This is a genomic window from Pseudomonas grimontii (assembly GCF_007858185.1).
Classification (GTDB): Bacteria; Pseudomonadota; Gammaproteobacteria; order Pseudomonadales; family Pseudomonadaceae; genus Aquipseudomonas; species Aquipseudomonas grimontii.
Map to the genome: position 1 here is coordinate 705,596 of NZ_VFES01000001.1, position 16,266 is coordinate 721,861.

Below are 16,266 nucleotides of genomic sequence, written 5' to 3' on the forward strand. Positions count from 1 at the left end.
CGGGGGCAAGCCCCCTCCCACATTTGGATCCGGTTTCGTCAGGTGGAAGTCAGGTCACTTGCCGGGGGTCAGGGTCAACCTGGCCTTGCCATACACCTTCTCGAAGTTCTGCGGCTGCATCGGGAAGCTCAGGTATTGCGCCTTGAGCGACGGGTCGATGCCATTGGCATAGTTCGGGCTCGCCGGGTTGCCGGATTGGCCGATACCACCTTGGCCCATCATCGGTTCCAGCTGGCCGAAGTCGACGATCATGCGCAGCGCCGGCACCTGGGTGGTGTTGAAGTCCTGGCCCCAGCTGTACGGTGCCGGGTTCAAGGTGTTGTGGTCGCCACCGGACGCCAGTGGGCCGCGAATCACTTGGCCACTGGTGTTTTTCCAGGTGGTGCTGTGCAGCTTGCCCCACTGCCAGGCCTTGTGGTCAGCGCCCAGTTGGCTGTCGCCGGCGGTGATCGCGGCGGCCAGGCTGCGAGCGAGGATGGCAGGTTTGTCTTCTTTTTGCGCGGTGCGCACGTCGTCCCAGAACGGGCTGTCTTCGCGGCCCAGCAGGTGGTCGGCCTGGGCGGCATAGGACAGGTTGGCGTTGCTGACAAAGGCTTTCCAACTGGCGCTGTTTTCCGGCCCCAGCTCGTCGAGGAAGATCTGCCGGGTGCTTTCCTGCAGGAACAGTTCGTAGAGCGCTGCGTCGGCGGACGTCGACACCAGGCGACCATCGAACGCCATCAGACGCTTCAGTGCTTCCCGTGCCTTGGCCTGTTCGGCGGCGGGCAACGCATCAATCGCCTGCTTCAATGGCTGGGCCATGCCCGGCGCCTGGAACATGGTCTTGAGCTTGGCGGCGAAGGTGGTGGTCTGGTCGTATTGCATGGCGATCATGCTGCGGCTGTCGTGTTTGCCCGCATTGGCCAGTTGCGCCAGGCGCTCGCTACGCTCCGGCGCATCCCAGGAGTTGGACAGCTGCATGCCGTAGCCGCGCGGCGCGGTGCGTTGGTTGGCAGTGCCGATCCAGCCTTGGGCCGGGTCCTGGTCATAGGGGTGCAGCATCGCGTCGGCGTAACCGTCCCAGTCAAAGCGTGTATCCCAGCCGGGCGAGGGCAGCAGGCCTTCGCCTTCGCGGCGGTTGGGGAAGCGGCCGGTGACCTGCCAGCCAATGCTGCCGGCGTCGGCGAAGACCATGTTCAAGGCAATGGCGCGGATGTTCCGGGTTGCGTCCGAGGCCTTGCCGGCGTTTTGCGCGCGGGACAGGTCGAAGAACGCGTCGAGGCTCTTGTCATCCTTGAAGTCGGCGGTTTGCAGGGCCAGGCCAAAACCGCTGGTCAGGGCCTGGCTGCTGTTGAGCAGGGCGCCGTGGCGGGTTTCGTACACCACTTCGCGAATCGAGCGTTGGCCCTTGACGAAGAAGGTTTCGTTACGCACCGCCGCCGGCAGCCATTTTCCGTTGTTCTCGTAGTACAGCGCGCTGCCCTGGCGTTTGACCTTTTCCAGGAACAGGTCCTGGGTATCGCCCTTGACCGTGCTCATGCTCCACGCCACGTTGCCGTTGAAACCGGACAACAGGGTCGGCAGGCCGGCAATCGAGGCGCCGACGGCCTGGTATTTCGGTGCGCGAATCTGCACGTAGCTCCACGGTGACGGCGCCTGTGGCTGGGCGGCGAGGTCGCCGGCCAGCAGGCTTTTGCCGCTGCGGCTGCGTTGCGGGCCGATGGCCCAGTTACTTGAGGTGGTAACGGCCAGCGCGTTGAGGCTGCTCAATTGCTGGCTGACCGTGTCCAGCCCGGCCAGGCCGGTGATCTGGCTGAGGTTCACGCCCTTGAGTTTCTCGGCCTCGGCCAGGGGGATCGGCTCATCCGGTGCGCTCGGCGTCAGCCAGGCGAGTTTGTCCACGCCGACCTTTTGCGCCAGCAGCAGCGAAGCCAGCTCTTCCTGCAGGTTGGCCGACTCGCTGAAATTCAGCAGGCAGAACAACAGCGCCGAATCTTCCGGCTTCCAGTATTCCGGCTTGTAGCCGGTCTGGGCCAGGTCCGGCGGCAGCTTATCGCGGTAGCGGAACAGGTAGGCGTTGACGCCGCGGGCATACACTTCAAAGAAGCGCTTGAGGCGCGGCGACGAGGCGTTATACAGCTCGCCGGCGCTTTTTTTCAGGTTGACCGCACGCATGAAACGGTCCACATCCAGAACCTCTGGCCCGGACATTTCCGCCAGGCGGCCCTGGGCCAGCAGGCGCAGGGTGACCATCTGGGTGATGCGGTCACTGGCGTGTACATAACCGAGGCTGAACAGGGCGTCGTGGAAGGTGTTACTTTCGATCAGCGGCATGCCCTGGGCGTTGCGGCGTATCGAAACATTCTGTGCGAGGCCCTTGATTGGCTGCACGCCGGCCGTCGGCGGCAGGGTGTCCTGGGTGCTCTGGAGCTGGCAACCGGCCAGGCTTAACGCACTGGCCACTGCCGCGGCAACGCCGAACCGGGGAAGAAAATGTGAGAGGGCTGGCGAGGCCATGGCAAAGCTCCTGCGGGGGGTAGCGTCAGTAAAGGCGCTACGTTAGTGAGCGCGGCGAAACGACGCAAGCAGGAGTTTTGGTAAAGCATTGGATCTTGAGTGTTATGCAAATCAAATGTGGGAGGGGCGGCGCGGTTTCAGGTCAGGATTTAGGCGGATTGACCTTTTGGACTAATTCATACGCCCGAACCGTCGCCGGCCGTTCCTTGATGCTGTTGAACCAGCGATGAACATGTGGGAAGTCTTCCAGGCGCTGGTTCTGCCACTTGTGGGAAACGATCCACGGATAGATCGCCATATCGGCAATGCTGTAGTCCTCACCCGCTACGAACGCACGGTCCGCCAAACGTCGGTCCAGCACACCGTATAGACGGGCGGTTTCATCTACGTAGCGCTTGATCGCGTAGGGGATTTTCTCCGCTGCGAACTGGCTGAAATGATGGTTCTGACCCGCCATTGGCCCGAGTCCGCCCATTTGCCAGAACAACCATTGCAGCGCTTCCTGGCGGCCACGCAGGTCTTTTGCAATGAACTGGCCGGTTTTTTCCGCGAGGTACAGCAGGATTGCGCCGGATTCAAACAGCGAAATCGGCGCGCCGCCGTCGCTCGGGTTCTGATCGACGATGGCCGGGATGCGGTTGTTGGGAGCAATCTTCAGGAAGTCCGGCTTGAACTGGTCGCCCTGGCTGATGTTGATCGGGTGCACGTTGTAGGGCAGGCCGGCTTCTTCCAGGAACAGCGATATTTTGTGACCGTTGGGGGTGGTCCAGTAATACAGGTCGATCATGAAGCTCTCCAAAAGTGGTGATGCTTGAGCGAATGCCTGTAGGTATAGGTAAAGGTGGGAGGGGGGAAATTCAATCAAACATTTGCGTCTACCCTTAGACGCTTTCGATTTGGAATGCGAGGCAGCTGTGGAAGGGAGCGAACTCCCTCACACACATGGGCCTTCAGTGCGATTTACGCCCCGTGGCACTTCTTGAATTTCTTCTCGCTGCCGCACGGGCAAGGATCGTTGCGGCCAACGTCCTTCAATGCATTGCGCACCGGCTCCTGGTGAGCGTGGCCGCAGTTCGGGCCGTGGACATGGCCGTGGTCGTGATCATGGTGATCGTGATCGTGGTTGCAGTCAGGACCATGGACATGGGGTTGCTGAGTCATCGATGTCGCTCCGGAATAAAATCGCCGGGGATTATCTCGCCATTGTGATTCACCTGCACGTCATAACCGATGAATAATCCGGTTTTCAGCTCACCTTCCAGGCGATACGGCACGGGCTGGTCGGGTTTTTTCAGCAGTTGCACCACATCGCGTATCTGCGGCCAGAGGTTGGTACGCACCGATACCTTGAAAAATGCGTGGCCGCGCGGCGGGACGGTGAGCCATTCATCCGACTCGCCCTCGGTCAGCACAAAATTACTCAGGGTGACCTTGTAGATCAGGCCGCGCACGGTCAGGTCGGAGTCGTCGCGGTTATCCACGCGAAAGTACAGCTTGAATTTCTGCTCCAGCAACTTGGCCCGCACCACTTCGACTTTCACCAGGGAGACGTGGGGCGGGGGCGAATTGTCTTCGAACCAGGAAGCGCAACCGCTCAGGCCAAAGATTAACGCCAGCATCAAGCTGTAGATCCGAAGCATGGCGTTAGTCCTGTGAGAGTTAGAGGTAGCTGGAACAACACTTCTTGAATTTCTGCCCGCTGCCGCACGGGCACGCATCGTTGCGTCCGGCTTTTACTTCCACCGTGGGGTCGATGAAGTACCAGCGCCCTTCATTCTGTACGAAAGAAGACTGCTCGCGGTGGCTATGTTCGCCGGTGCTGTCATGCCAGCGTGCGGTAAAGGTCACGAAAGCATGTTCCGGCTGGCCGCCGAACACCTCGGAGCTTTCAACCTCCAGGCCGAGCCAGGTGCTCTGGGCGCTCCAGGCGCCGATGGCCTCGCGGTCCAGGCCGGCCTGTTGCGCGGGCAAGGTCGTGGCGACCAGATAGTCCACCAGGCCCAGCACATAGGCGCTGTAGCGTGAACGCATCAGGGCGCTGGCGCAGGGGGCCGGGTGCCCGGCGTGATAGTGGCCGCAGCAGGCATCCAGCAGGTTGCCACTGCCGCATGGGCAAATGGATGTACTCATCGGGTTACCACCAATACTTTCCGAAGTTTTCCGGGTTGGCCCAAAAACGGGCGTTGAGCCAGTCCGGCACCTGTTTATAGTCAAGCAGATCGTAGGTAAACAGCGTCAGGACCTGTTCATCGCGCTGGAAACGCTCGCCGGCCTGCAGGGCCAGGGAGAAGAAGTCGGTTTCTTTCCAGCCGCAGGCGCCCAGGTCCACCAGCACCGCAATGCGGCTGGCGTTGAGGTTGCGGATGCCGCCGAGCAAGGTCAGGCCTTGGGGTTTTGGCAGGTGCTCCAGGCAATCGACCACCAGCGCCAGATCAAAACGCTGGGCCGCCAGTGCTTGCGGCAATGGCCCTGGCGCGGCGCAGAACACCTGGGTGTCCGGGTGTGCGTCCTTAAAGGCGTCCAGCGCCGGGAACTGGCTGGCACCCAACAGCAGCAGGCGTTTGGGCTGGTGCAGGTCGAGCAAGGCGGCCAGCGCTTGCTGGGGGGTACGGGCAGAAATACCAGCGGTCATCAGAGATCCTCATATCAGGACCGTAGAGACTAGCGCGGCTGAGCGTGCGGGCCTAGAGCGGGCGGTTGCGAAAAGTCCTACGTGGGCGGCCATCCTCAATGAATACGGGGGTGTGGCGTAGTGGCGCAGTTGAAAAGAGCGGTCTTTACTCCACCCATCGGCCCCCGCCGATCCCCTCAGGAGAAAGTCAAATGAGCATCATGCGGACAGCTCTACCCTTGGTTCTGCTAACCGGAGTATTGACAGGTTGCGCAGGCTTGCAAAAAACCGATTGGCCTACCTGCGCCGCTGTCGGCGGTGTGACCGGTGCGGCGATCGGTGCGACTGAAAGCTCAGCCTACGCAGGCTATGGCGCGTTGCTGGTCGGCGGCATGGCCGGCGCCTATTGCTGGGTGCACGGCGATGGCGATGAAGATGGCGATGGCGTACCGGACAGCCGCGACAAGTGCCCAGGCACCCCGAAAGGCGTGCAGGTCGACGCTAATGGTTGCCCACCGGCGCCGCCAGCGGCGGTGGTCGAGGAAGTGGTCGTGGTCAAGGAAGAAACCATCGTGATCCGCGATGTGCACTTCCAGTTCGACTCGGCCAAGCTGACGGCGGCGGATAAAACCAAACTCGACACCATTGCCACGCGCCTGAAACAGGAAGCCCCAAGTGCCCAGTTGCGGGTCAGTGGCCACACCGACAGCGTCGGGAAAGATGCGTACAACCAGAAACTCTCGGAAAAACGCGCGCATTCGGTCACCGATTACCTGATCGGCGCCGGCGTGCCTCGCAGTGCCTTTGTGTCTGTCACCGGTGCGGGCGAAAGCCATCCGGTGGCCGACAACAAGACCGCTGAAGGCCGCGCCCTGAACCGCCGCACGGAAATCCAGATCAACCGCTGACAGCCCTTGCCCCTGTGGTATCCACAGGGGCATTGCCGGCGATCCTCGCTCAAATCGCGGCCCCCTCAATTTTTTTGAACCTTCACTGGCAAATCGCCTGTAGAAGTCGTTACTGTGCGTCCAAAGAAAAATTTGAAAACACTCAGGAGCCCCATGATGCGTAAGGTTTTTCTGTTGGCCCTGTTGGTCAGCCCCGTTGCCCTGGCCCAGAGCGTCAGTGTTGAAACCAACTCATTGATGCGCCTTCCCTCCAGCACCAGCGTGTTGCAACTGGAGCGCCTGGACGTGGCGGACTACGGCACTTTGCTGATTCCCGCCACCATCAGCCAGGTCACGGTGGATGAACTGCACCTGGGCCGCGACGCACGCATCGCGATTGTTCCTGGCAATACCGCGCTGCAATTGCAGGTGCGGCATGCGCAACTTGAGCATGGCAGCCAGATCACCTCGCGCGGTGCCCCCGGCACCCATGAAAAACCGGCCAAGGCTGGGCGTGACCTGAGCTTGCGCATCAACTCGCTGACGGCTGAAGAGTTGTCGGTGGATGCCCGTGGCGGCGCCGGTGCCCAAGGATATGCCGGGCTGGATGGCGCCAATGGCGTAGATCCTGGGTGTACCTGGGGGGCGGCGGGTCGCGGTTTTAATGGTGATAACGGCGGCGATGGCTTGCCGGGTGGGGCGGGTGCACAGGTCCGCGTGGAGTTGCCGAAGGACTTTCCGGCTGAACACATCAAGGTCTGGGTGGATGGCGGTGCTGGCGGTTTGGCCGGTACGGCCGGCAAGCCGGGCAAAGGCGGCGAGTCCAAAGGCTGCCTGGTGTACCGCGCCGATGGTGGCGAGAAGGGCCGGCCGGGGTTGGAAGGGCAGCCGGGGCCAGCTGGGCCTGCGGGTACCGTGACTATTCAGCGGCTCTAAGCTTTAAAGAGCTGCAAGCTTCGAGCTTGCAGCTTGCGGCTTGCGGCTGTACTCAAAACATCGGCCGAGCCGAAGCAATCGCCACCACCACCAACCCCACGATCAGGTTAATCCCCACCAGCTTGCGAATCTGCCCCAGTGCAGCCGCACCCGCCGGCCAATCCTCAGCCGCCACCGCCGCCTTCAGTTGCGGAAACTTCAACGCCTGGATACGGATAAACAACGCCGTCATCACCAGATACAAACCCATCATCACCTGCACATAGCGCGGCGCGGTTTCAAACCCGCTGAAGCGCAGTTGCAGCAGGCCGACACCGCTGATCGGCAAAACCAGCACCGCCACCCATACCCACACGAAAAAACGTTGAAACACATTTGCCCACAGCTTGAGTCGGGCCGGCCCCTCAAGGGCCGCCACAGCGGCGGGGCGCAGGATCATCCAGGCGAAAAACATACCGCCGACCCAGATCAGGGCGGCCAATACATGCAGGGTGTAAGCGAGGCTAAACGCGGTCATTGTGGTACTCCGTTCTGCGCGGGATTAATTAGCGGGGTATGATAGCGGCCGATCCGAACCACTGAAAATTTATCCAGCGTTTTTTGCGCCCGACTATCCATGATCAGCACTGAACTCAAAACCACGATCCAGGGCGCCTACACGCGTTTTCTCGAAGCCAAGAGCTTGAAACCGCGCTACGGCCAACGCCTGATGATCGCCGAAGTGGCCAAGGTCCTCGGGGATATCGACACCGACGACGAAGGCCGCCGCGAAGGTGAGCCCGCCGTCGTGGCCGTCGAAGCCGGCACCGGTACCGGCAAGACCGTGGCCTACAGCCTGGCTGCGATCCCTACCGCCAAGGCCGCCGGCAAGCGCCTGGTGATCGCCACCGCCACCGTCGCCCTGCAAGAGCAGATCGTCTACAAAGACCTGCCCGACCTGATGCGCAACAGCGGCCTGAACTTCACCTTCGCCCTGGCCAAGGGCCGTGGCCGCTACATGTGCCTGTCCAAGCTCGACGTGCTGCTGCAGGAAGGCCATGCGCAAACCGCCACGGCGTCGTTGTTCGAGGAAGAAGGCTTCAAGATCGAGGTTGATGAGGTCAGCCAGAAGCTGTTTACCAGCATGATCGAGAAACTGGCCGGGAATAAATGGGACGGCGATCGCGACAGCTGGCCCACAGCCCTCGAAGATGCCGATTGGGCGCGCCTGACCACCGACCACAGCCAATGCACCAACCGCCATTGCCCCAACTTCGGCCAGTGCGCCTTCTACAAGGCCCGCGAAGGCATGGGCAAGGTGGACGTGATCGTTACCAACCACGACATGGTCCTGGCCGACCTGGCCCTGGGCGGCGGCGCCGTGTTGCCGGACCCGCGTGACACCCTTTATGTGTTCGACGAAGGGCATCACCTGCCCGACAAGGCTATCGGCCACTTCGCCCACTACACGCGCCTGCGCTCCACCGCCGACTGGCTGGAGACCACCGCGAAGAACCTCACCAAATTGCTCGCCCAGCACCCGCTGCCCGGCGATTTGGGCAAGCTGATCGAACAGGTGCCGGAGCTGGCGCGGGAGATCAAGACCCAGCAACAGTTCATGTTCAGCGCCTGCGAGCAGGTGGCCGACTTCAAGCCCGGTGAAGATGTGGAAGGCCGTGAGCGCCCGCGTCACCGCTTTGTCGGTGGGATGATCCCCGAGCATATGCGCGAAATGGGGATCGAGCTGAAGAAAGGCTTTTCCCGCCTCACCGACCTGTTCACTCGCCTGACTGACTTGCTCAAGGAAGGCATGGACGGTGAGGTCAACATCGGCATCGCCAGCAACCAGGCCGAGGAATGGTACCCGCTGTTCGGCAGCCTGTTGTCCCGTTCCCAGGGCAACTGGGAGCTGTGGACGGCCTTTACCGTCGAAGACCCCGAAGACAACCCGCCCATGGCCCGCTGGCTGACCCTGTCGGAAAGCGGTGCGCTGTTTGATATCGAGGTCAACGCCAGCCCGATCCTCGCCGCCGAGATGCTGCGCCGCAACCTGTGGAACGTGGCGTATGGCTGCCTGGTGACCTCCGCCACGCTGACCGCCCTGGGCACTTTCGACCGCTTCCGCATGCGCGCGGGCTTGCCGAAAAAGGCCGTCACTGCGGTGGTGCCAAGCCCGTTTCATCATGCCGACGCCGGTGTGCTGCGGGTGCCCGACCTCAAGGCCGACCCACGGGATGCACCGGCGCACACCGCGGCGATCATCCGCGACCTGCCATCCCTGGTGGAAGGTTCGCGCGGCACCCTGGTGTTGTTCTCGTCGCGCAAACAGATGCAGGACGTGTTCGACGGCCTCGACCGCGACTGGCGCAAGCAGGTGTTTATCCAGGGCAACCTGTCCAAGCAGGAAACCCTGAACAAGCACAAGGCGCGGGTCGATGGCGGCGATTCCAGCGTGCTGTTCGGCTTGGCGAGTTTTGCCGAAGGCGTGGACTTGCCCGGTGCCTACTGCGAACACGTGGTGATCGCCAAGATCCCGTTCTCGGTACCGGATGATCCGGTCGAGGCCGCATTGGCCGAATGGATCGAGGCGCGGGGCGGTAACCCGTTCATGGAGATATCGGTGCCGGATGCTTCCTTGAAGCTGGTGCAGGCCTGCGGTCGCTTGCTGCGTACCGAGGAAGACCGGGGCACCATCACCTTGCTCGACCGCCGCTTGGTTACCCAGCGCTATGGCAAGGCGATCCTGAATGCGTTGCCGCCGTTCCGGCGCGAAATTTCTTAAGCCACCGTGGGCGAATTCGCCCACCTCGTGGTCTATCTCACTGCTATCGATTTTTGTCATCAGGCCATTCACCGGCCGTTTGGGAGAACCTTGTTCGTATGATTCGCACGCTGCCCGCCCTTTTTGCCCTGCTGTTCACTGCGCCCTTGATGGCCGCGCCCGCGGGGCAACAGACATTGTTCAACTTCGTCCGGCCTGCCGATGTGGTCAAGGTGGCGACCCAGGACGCCAGCCTGCCGCAATACAATGCCGAACAAACCCCTGAAGGCGAGGTGTTGCGCCGCATCACCTTCAACCCGGCCGCCGAGCCGAGCCTGGTGCTCAGCCCACAGGCCGGTACCTGGGACTGGTCGCAGTCCGGTGCCATGAGCCTACGTATCCAGAGCGCCATGGACTGGGCGCTGACCCTCTACGTCAAGGTGCAGAGCAGCGATGGCAAGACCCTGGTCAGCCGCATCGACCTGCCGGCCGGCCCGGCCCAGACCTTGCTGGTCCCGCTGCAAGCCAGCTCGCCGTTGAGCCAGGGTATGAAGGCCGGCCCGCCGATGCCGATCACCGTGGATGGCCAGCGTGTGTTGCTGGCCAGCAGCATCGGCGAAATCGACCGCAGCCAGGTGGTCTCGGTGACCCTGTCGATGATCAAGCCCAACGCCGCGCAAAGCATCCTGCTGGAACGCTTTGGCGTGCAGGACAGCGAGCCGGTGCTGAAGGCGGCCTACAGCGAACTGGTGGATGCTTATGGCCAGTCCACCCGCGCGCGCTGGCCGGAAAAGGTCAGCAGCGACGAACAACTCAAGGCGGCCGCGGCAAAGGAGCAAACCCAATTGCAGGGCTGGCTGGCCGCGCGTGATAAATCCGCATTGGATAAATTCGGTGGCTGGAACAAAGGGCCGGCGTTCAAGGCCAGTGGCTTTTTCCGCACCGAAAAGCGCGACGGTCGCTGGTATCTGGTGACCCCGGAAGGCCATCCGTTCTATTCCCTGGGCGTCAATACCGTGGCCCCGGACAACAGCCAGACCTACGTGGCAGGTCGTGAGTGGATGTTTGCGGCGCTGCCAAAGGCCGGAGAGCCCTTCGACAAGTACTACGGCAGCGGCGATAACCGCACCGGCAATGGTGCGGGTGAAGGTCGTAGCTTTGGTGCCGGACGTTGGTACGATTTTTACGGCGCCAACTTGCAGCGCACTTATGGCGGCGAAGGGTTTGACCAGAAACGCTGGGTTACCCATACCCTAGATCGCCTGCAAGCCTGGGGCTTCAATACCGTCGGCAACTGGAGCGCCGGCGCGTTGGCCACTGCCGACCGTGTACCGTACACCTTGCCGTTGTCGATCGTTGGCGACTACGCCAGCATCAGCACTGGCACCGACTGGTGGGGCGGCATGCCCGATCCGTTCGATCCGCGTTTCGCCATGGCGACCGAGCGCGCGGTGGCCATTGCCGCCCGCGACCACCGCGACGACCCCTGGCTGATCGGCTTCTTTGCCGATAACGAACTGGCCTGGGCCGGCCCCGGCGATGACCCGAAATCTCGCTACGCCCTGGCCTACGGCACCTTGCGCATGACCACCGACGTACCGGCCAAGCGCGCGTTCCTCAAGCAATTACGTGACAAATACCGCAACGAGCAAGGCCTGTCGAAAGCCTGGGGCATCGAGTTGGCGGGTTGGGAGTTGATGGAAGATCCAGGTTTCGAACCGCCTATGCCCAACCCTGAACACCCGGAAATCGAAGCTGACTTCAAGTACTTCCAGAAGACCTTTGCCGATGCCTACTTCAAGACCATCTCCGACTCGCTGAAATGGCACGCACCCAACCAACTACTGCTGGGCGGGCGCTATGCGGTGAGTACGCCGGAAGCCGTAGCGTCATGCGCGCAGTATTGCGATGTGCTGAGCTTCAACATGTACACGCTCAAACCCCAGGACGGCTATGACTTTGCCGCGCTTCACGCACTGGACAAACCGGTGTTGATCACTGAATTCAACTTCGGCTCTGCGGACCGTGGCCCGTTCTGGGGCGGCGTGACCCAGGTGGCCAGGGAAGAAGAGCGTGGCGCGGCGTATGCCAACTTCCTCAAGCAAGCCATGGCCGAGCCGTCAATTGTCGGCGTGCATTGGTTTCAGTACCTGGACCAGCCGGTGACCGGCCGTTTGCTGGACGGTGAAAACGGCCACTTCGGCCTGGTGGGCATCACCGACGTACCGTTCCAGGGGTTTGTTGACAGTGTGCGTAGAAGCAACCTGGCGGCGGTGGATCAACTGGGCAAGGAAGCAGAAAAGGCCAAGGCCGCCAGCACCGTTCGTGAAAGCGAAGGCAGCAAGCCTGGGCATGATGGCAAAGGCCCGGGGCAGGGCGCCGGACACGCCGGTGGGCACTCAGGAAATGGTCATTGATTCATCGTTGACGGGTTCACAAATCCCATAATGGCTGGAACAATGTCGGCCACTTTTTACGGTGTTTTCCGAGGGGGCTTAGGTGCAGGTTCAGGGTCATTACGAGCTCCAGTTCGAAGCGGTGCGTGAAGCGTTTGCCGCGTTGTTCGATGACCCGCAGGAGCGTGGTGCCGGGCTCTGCATCCAGATCGGCGGCGAAACCGTGGTCGACCTGTGGGCCGGTACCGCCGACAAGGATGGTACCGAGGCCTGGCACAGCGACACCATCGTCAACCTGTTTTCCTGCACCAAGACCTTCACCGCTGTCACGGCCCTGCAACTGGTGGCCGAGGGCAAGTTGCAATTGGACGCGCCAGTGGCCAGGTACTGGCCCGAGTTCGCTGCTGCCGGCAAGGAAAACATTACGCTGCGCCAGTTGCTCTGCCATCAGGCCGGGTTGCCGGCAATCCGCGAGATGCTGCCCACCGAAGCCCTGTATGACTGGCAATTGATGGTCGACACCCTGGCAGCCGAGGCCCCGTGGTGGACACCGGGCCAGGGCCATGGCTACGAGGCGATCACCTACGGCTGGCTGGTCGGCGAATTGCTGCGCCGCGCCGATGGGCGTGGGCCGGGTGAGTCCATTGTGGCGCGGGTGGCACGGCCGCTGGGGCTGGACTTCCATGTGGGCCTGGCCGATGAAGAGTTTTATCGTGTTGCACATATAGCGCGCAGCAAAGGCAATATGGGCGATGAAGCCGCGCAACGTTTACTGCAAGTAATGATGCGTGAGCCCACTGCCATGACGACGCGGGCATTTGCCAATCCGCCGTCTATTCTCACCAGTACTAATAAACCTGAATGGCGACGCATGCAGCAGCCAGCGGCAAATGGTCACGGTAATGCACGCAGCCTGGCCGGTTTTTATAGTGGTTTGTTGGACGGTAGTTTGCTGGAAGCCGACATGCTCGAAGAATTGACCCGTGAACACAGTATCGGGCCGGATAAAACATTATTGACACAAACCCGCTTCGGCCTGGGCTGCATGTTGGATCAACCGCAGTTGCCCAATGCCACGTTTGGCCTTGGCGCGCGCGCTTTCGGGCATCCCGGCGCCGGCGGCTCGGTGGGGTTTGCCGACCCTGAGCATGATGTAGCGTTTGGTTTCGTGACTAATACATTGGGGCCTTATGTACTTATGGACCCGCGTGCGCAGAAGTTGGTCGGAATGTTGGCCGGTTGTCTGTAAACCCCTTGCTGTTTCACATTTTTTTGTTACAAAGGCAACTATAAGAAGACGCTGAACGAAATGATGTAACTTTAATGTTCTGTAAGCGTCTGTTTAACGGGTCATCGAGACCCCCGTTTCTTTTCTCATTTTGTGGATATCTCATGTTATCGAACAAGTCCTTGGCTCTGGCGCTTTGCCTCACTATTACCGGTTGCGCACAAACTCCACAAAATGATGCCGAGGGTGGGCATTGGTGGTCATTTGGATCGGATAAGGCCACTACCAAGGACGCCGTGACCCAAGCCGATGCCAAGCCGGATGCCAAGCCGGATGCCAAGCCTGCTGCCGGCGCCAAGCCTGCCGCACCTGTAGCCGCTGCTGCTGCGCCTGTCGCCTCCGCGCCAGCGCCAGCGCCAGCCGCCAAGGCTGATACCGGTTCGAGCTGGTGGCCGTTCTCCTCCAAGAGCGCCGACGAGAAGGCCGCTGATGCCAAGGCTGACCTGAAAGCCGACCTCAAGGCCGCGGAGCCTGCCCCTACCGTCGCCAAGACCGACACCGAGACCCACTGGTGGTGGCCGTTCGAAAGCAAACCCAAGCCATTGGCCAAGGTCGACGTGACCAATGTGCCGATGCCTGACCCGAAAATCACCCAGGCCTGGTTGGACGACTATGAGCCGCGCCTGCGCGCCGCCATCAAGGACAGCAACCTGCAACTGGAACGTCGCGACAACGTGCTCGTCGTGATTGCTCCGGTAGACGGCTCCTACAACCCAAAACGCCCGGCGATGCTGCTGCCGGTTACTTTGGGGCCGTTCACTCGCGTTGCCAAGGCGGTTGAAGCCGATCCAAAAACCGCCGTGTTGGTGCTGGGTCATGTGGATGCCACCGGTACCGCGCCTGCCAGCCAGGCCCTGACCAAGGAGCGCGCGCAGTCCATTGCCTCGATCTTCAGCCTCAGCGGCCTGAAACAGGACCGCCTGATGCTGCGTGGCATGGGTGACCTGATGCCGCGTGCCGCCAACGACAGTACCCAGGGCCGTGCCTTGAACCGTCGTATGGAAATCATGTTCACCCAGCGCACGACCATGTTGGCACTGTTGAGCAAGTATCAATCGGGCAAGACCCCGCCTGTAGCCGAAATGGTTGCGGTGCAGGACGTTCCAGCTCCGGCCGCCAAAGCCCCGGCTAAAAAGGCACCCGCCGCCAAAAAAGCTGCTGCCAAGCCAGCGGCTAAAAAAGCCCCGGCCAAGCCAGCTGCCAAGAAACCGGCCCCAGCCAAAGCCAAGGCTGCTGCACCGGCTGCGAACGACCAGGCGAAAAACTGATCCGCTGAACCAGAAGGATAAAGCCGCATGACCCAGGCACTGGCCGATATGCGCCGTGACTACACTCGGGACGGTTTGAGCGAGGCCCAGGCCCCGAATGAGCCGTTTGCGTTGTTCCACCAGTGGTTTGCCGATGCGGTGAAAACCGAGCAGCCACCGGTGGAAGCCAATGCCATGACCCTGGCTACGGTCGACCAGGACGGTCGCCCGCACTGCCGCATCCTGCTGCTCAAGGGCTTGGATGCGCAGGGCTTTACCTTCTTTACCAACTATCAGAGCGCCAAGGGTGAACAGCTCGCGGCGCGGCCGTTTGCGGCCATGACGTTCTTCTGGCCGACCCTGGAGCGCCAGGTGCGCATTGAAGGACGGGTGGTCAAGGTTACACCTGAGGAGTCGGACGCTTATTATCAGGTCCGCCCCCTGGGTAGCCGTTTAGGCGCGTGGGCGTCCCCGCAGAGCCAGGTCATTCGTGACCGTGAGGAGCTGCAGGACCTGCTCAAGGCCACCGAACAGCGTTTCAGCGACACCCAGCCCGATTGCCCCGAGCATTGGGGTGGCTACCGTTTACTCCCCGAGCGTATCGAGTTCTGGCAAGGCCGCTCCAGCCGCCTGCATGACCGCCTGAACTACCGCCTGCAAGGGACCGAATGGGCCCGCGAGCGCCTGGCGCCCTGAGCGGCACCTTTCGTCACCTCACTGGAATGATGTCGATCACACCGAAGTCTCTGCTGAAGAGGCTTCGGCTGTGTAGTGCTGTGCGGCATTTTTCAGCCACTGCGGCAAGTCGCTTCGCTTGATCTTCGACACCCGCGCCTGCTCCAGTTGTTGCAGCATGAAGGCACGTTTGCGCAGGTCTTCGCCCGCCAGGGACAATGCCAGGTCGCGGTCTATCCAACGCCGGATACGCAGGTACAGCCAGCCGTGGAAGTACAGGCCGGCGGCGGTAATGACTACAATGATGAAATAGTCCATGAAGTTCCTGGTTACGATGAGAGAGCTACCGTTGGTCGGTATTTTTGGTACGGACAGTCTGTACTGAGGCTGAATGAAAGCAATTTCCTGCCGGGCTTGTCGTGACAGGCGTCAAGCTGCAGCGTCTAATGAGTACCTGTCCTTTGGAGTTGATGCTATGCGTAAGTCCGTTTTACTGGTTGCCTGCTTTACCACGCTTTCGTTGCTGCTGGGTGGCTGCGCCTCGAGTCTGACCGGCGACTCGTACTCCCGTGACGAAGCGCGTCGTGTACAGACCGTTCGCATGGGCACCATTGAATCCCTGCGTCCGGTAAAAATCGAAGGCACCAAGACCCCAATCGGCGGCGCTGCTGGCGCGGTCATCGGTGGTGTTGGCGGCAGCGCCATCGGCGGTGGCCGTGGCAGTATCGTGACTGCCGTGATCGGCGCCGTTGCCGGCGGCCTGCTGGGCTCGGCCACCGAAGAAGGCCTGACCCGCACCCAAGGCGTGGAAATCACCGTTCGCGAAGACGACGGCAGCATGCGTGCCTACGTACAAGCCGTGCAGGAAAATGAAATCTTCCGCATCGGTGATCGCGTACGCATCATGACCGTTGATGGCACCAGCCGCGTTACTCGCTGATCGCTAGCTGCAGGCAAATAAAAAACCCCAACCGGGTGACCGGTTGGGGT

The 16,266-nt window shown here is 61.4% G+C and carries 16 protein-coding genes; 8 read left to right on the top strand and 8 right to left on the bottom strand.

The window, feature by feature from the left end; genetic code table 11:
* Positions 1-54: 54 nt before the first annotated feature.
* The 6 genes from FIV39_RS03375 to FIV39_RS03400 form a co-directional block, all read right to left on the bottom strand.
* Positions 55-2,496, bottom strand: coding sequence for a penicillin acylase family protein (locus FIV39_RS03375; protein WP_090408443.1), 2,442 nt, complete (start codon positions 2,494-2,496; stop codon positions 55-57).
* Between the two features lie 142 nt (positions 2,497-2,638).
* On the bottom strand, positions 2,639-3,283 hold the full coding sequence (locus tag FIV39_RS03380) for a glutathione binding-like protein (protein WP_090408440.1): 645 nt from the start codon (positions 3,281-3,283) through the stop codon (positions 2,639-2,641).
* Positions 3,284-3,456: 173 nt separating this feature from the next.
* Positions 3,457-3,657, bottom strand: coding sequence for an SEC-C metal-binding domain-containing protein (locus FIV39_RS03385; protein ID WP_003189235.1), 201 nt, complete (start codon positions 3,655-3,657; stop codon positions 3,457-3,459).
* Complete coding sequence (locus FIV39_RS03390) at positions 3,654-4,136, bottom strand: LEA type 2 family protein (protein ID WP_090408437.1); 483 nt, start codon at positions 4,134-4,136, stop codon at positions 3,654-3,656. The genes FIV39_RS03385 and FIV39_RS03390 overlap by 4 nt, the downstream gene beginning before the upstream one ends.
* A gap of 19 nt (positions 4,137-4,155) precedes the next feature.
* Positions 4,156-4,626, bottom strand: a complete 471-nt coding sequence (locus FIV39_RS03395; RefSeq protein ID WP_090408434.1) for a YchJ family protein — start codon at positions 4,624-4,626, stop codon at positions 4,156-4,158.
* 4 nt (positions 4,627-4,630) lie between these two features.
* The gene (locus tag FIV39_RS03400; RefSeq protein WP_027604444.1) at positions 4,631-5,128 is read right to left on the bottom strand and encodes a DUF6231 family protein; all 498 of its coding nucleotides are present in this window, start codon (positions 5,126-5,128) and stop codon (positions 4,631-4,633) included.
* A 191-nt stretch (positions 5,129-5,319) separates the two neighbouring features.
* Between FIV39_RS03400 and FIV39_RS03405 the strand changes: the two genes are divergently transcribed.
* Both FIV39_RS03405 and FIV39_RS03410 read left to right on the top strand, forming a co-directional pair.
* Entirely contained in the window at positions 5,320-6,015 is a 696-nt protein-coding gene (locus tag FIV39_RS03405; RefSeq protein ID WP_027604443.1) for an OmpA family protein, read from the top strand.
* 156 nt (positions 6,016-6,171) lie between these two features.
* The gene (locus tag FIV39_RS03410) at positions 6,172-6,930 is read left to right on the top strand and encodes a hypothetical protein (RefSeq protein WP_090408432.1); all 759 of its coding nucleotides are present in this window, start codon (positions 6,172-6,174) and stop codon (positions 6,928-6,930) included.
* A gap of 52 nt (positions 6,931-6,982) precedes the next feature.
* Here FIV39_RS03410 and FIV39_RS03415 read toward each other — a convergent pair whose 3' ends face one another.
* Positions 6,983-7,447: a CopD family protein gene (locus FIV39_RS03415; RefSeq protein ID WP_090408429.1), complete on the bottom strand. Its 465-nt coding sequence runs from the start codon at positions 7,445-7,447 to the stop codon at positions 6,983-6,985.
* Between the two features lie 99 nt (positions 7,448-7,546).
* Here FIV39_RS03415 and dinG point away from each other — a divergent pair, with 99 nt between their 5' ends.
* From dinG to pdxH, 5 genes are all read left to right on the top strand, one after another.
* Entirely contained in the window at positions 7,547-9,691 is a 2,145-nt protein-coding gene (dinG, locus tag FIV39_RS03420; protein WP_027604440.1) for an ATP-dependent DNA helicase DinG, read from the top strand.
* Positions 9,692-9,789: 98 nt separating this feature from the next.
* Positions 9,790-12,087 (top strand): beta-galactosidase, encoded by a 2,298-nt coding sequence (locus FIV39_RS03425; RefSeq protein WP_090408426.1) that lies wholly within the window; start codon positions 9,790-9,792, stop codon positions 12,085-12,087.
* Positions 12,088-12,169: 82 nt separating this feature from the next.
* A complete protein-coding gene (locus FIV39_RS03430) occupies positions 12,170-13,315 on the top strand; it encodes a serine hydrolase domain-containing protein (protein ID WP_090408423.1) in 1,146 nt (381 codons plus the stop codon).
* Positions 13,316-13,458: 143 nt separating this feature from the next.
* Positions 13,459-14,622, top strand: a complete 1,164-nt coding sequence (locus FIV39_RS03435) for an OmpA family protein (RefSeq protein WP_090408419.1) — start codon at positions 13,459-13,461, stop codon at positions 14,620-14,622.
* A gap of 27 nt (positions 14,623-14,649) precedes the next feature.
* Positions 14,650-15,297: a pyridoxamine 5'-phosphate oxidase gene (gene pdxH, locus FIV39_RS03440; RefSeq protein WP_090408416.1), complete on the top strand. Its 648-nt coding sequence runs from the start codon at positions 14,650-14,652 to the stop codon at positions 15,295-15,297.
* Between the two features lie 36 nt (positions 15,298-15,333).
* On the opposite strand, the gene FIV39_RS03445 is transcribed toward pdxH, so the two are convergent.
* Positions 15,334-15,594 carry a hypothetical protein gene (locus FIV39_RS03445; RefSeq protein ID WP_090408413.1) on the bottom strand — a complete coding sequence of 87 codons (261 nt, stop codon included), beginning with the start codon at positions 15,592-15,594 and terminating at the stop codon, positions 15,334-15,336.
* 157 nt (positions 15,595-15,751) lie between these two features.
* Between FIV39_RS03445 and FIV39_RS03450 the strand changes: the two genes are divergently transcribed.
* Entirely contained in the window at positions 15,752-16,216 is a 465-nt protein-coding gene (locus FIV39_RS03450) for an outer membrane lipoprotein (protein WP_003189251.1), read from the top strand.
* The last annotated feature ends 50 nt before the right edge of the window (positions 16,217-16,266 follow it).

Bases quoted from the DNA above. Each gene is read 5' to 3' on its own strand.
- FIV39_RS03405 (WP_027604443.1), top strand. From the start codon at position 5,320: ATGAGCATCATGCGGACAGCTCTACCCTTGGTTCTGCTAACCGGAGTA.
- FIV39_RS03385 (WP_003189235.1), bottom strand. From the start codon at position 3,657: ATGACTCAGCAACCCCATGTCCATGGTCCTGACTGCAACCACGATCAC.
- pdxH (WP_090408416.1), top strand. From the start codon at position 14,650: ATGACCCAGGCACTGGCCGATATGCGCCGTGACTACACTCGGGACGGT.
- FIV39_RS03445 (WP_090408413.1), bottom strand. From the start codon at position 15,594: ATGGACTATTTCATCATTGTAGTCATTACCGCCGCCGGCCTGTACTTC.
- FIV39_RS03380 (WP_090408440.1), bottom strand. From the start codon at position 3,283: ATGATCGACCTGTATTACTGGACCACCCCCAACGGTCACAAAATATCG.
- FIV39_RS03375 (WP_090408443.1), bottom strand. From the start codon at position 2,496: ATGGCCTCGCCAGCCCTCTCACATTTTCTTCCCCGGTTCGGCGTTGCC.
- FIV39_RS03435 (WP_090408419.1), top strand. From the start codon at position 13,459: ATGTTATCGAACAAGTCCTTGGCTCTGGCGCTTTGCCTCACTATTACC.
- FIV39_RS03410 (WP_090408432.1), top strand. From the start codon at position 6,172: ATGCGTAAGGTTTTTCTGTTGGCCCTGTTGGTCAGCCCCGTTGCCCTG.
- FIV39_RS03400 (WP_027604444.1), bottom strand. From the start codon at position 5,128: ATGACCGCTGGTATTTCTGCCCGTACCCCCCAGCAAGCGCTGGCCGCC.
- FIV39_RS03390 (WP_090408437.1), bottom strand. From the start codon at position 4,136: ATGCTTCGGATCTACAGCTTGATGCTGGCGTTAATCTTTGGCCTGAGC.
- dinG (WP_027604440.1), top strand. From the start codon at position 7,547: ATGATCAGCACTGAACTCAAAACCACGATCCAGGGCGCCTACACGCGT.
- FIV39_RS03415 (WP_090408429.1), bottom strand. From the start codon at position 7,447: ATGACCGCGTTTAGCCTCGCTTACACCCTGCATGTATTGGCCGCCCTG.
- FIV39_RS03425 (WP_090408426.1), top strand. From the start codon at position 9,790: ATGATTCGCACGCTGCCCGCCCTTTTTGCCCTGCTGTTCACTGCGCCC.
- FIV39_RS03395 (WP_090408434.1), bottom strand. From the start codon at position 4,626: ATGAGTACATCCATTTGCCCATGCGGCAGTGGCAACCTGCTGGATGCC.
- FIV39_RS03450 (WP_003189251.1), top strand. From the start codon at position 15,752: ATGCGTAAGTCCGTTTTACTGGTTGCCTGCTTTACCACGCTTTCGTTG.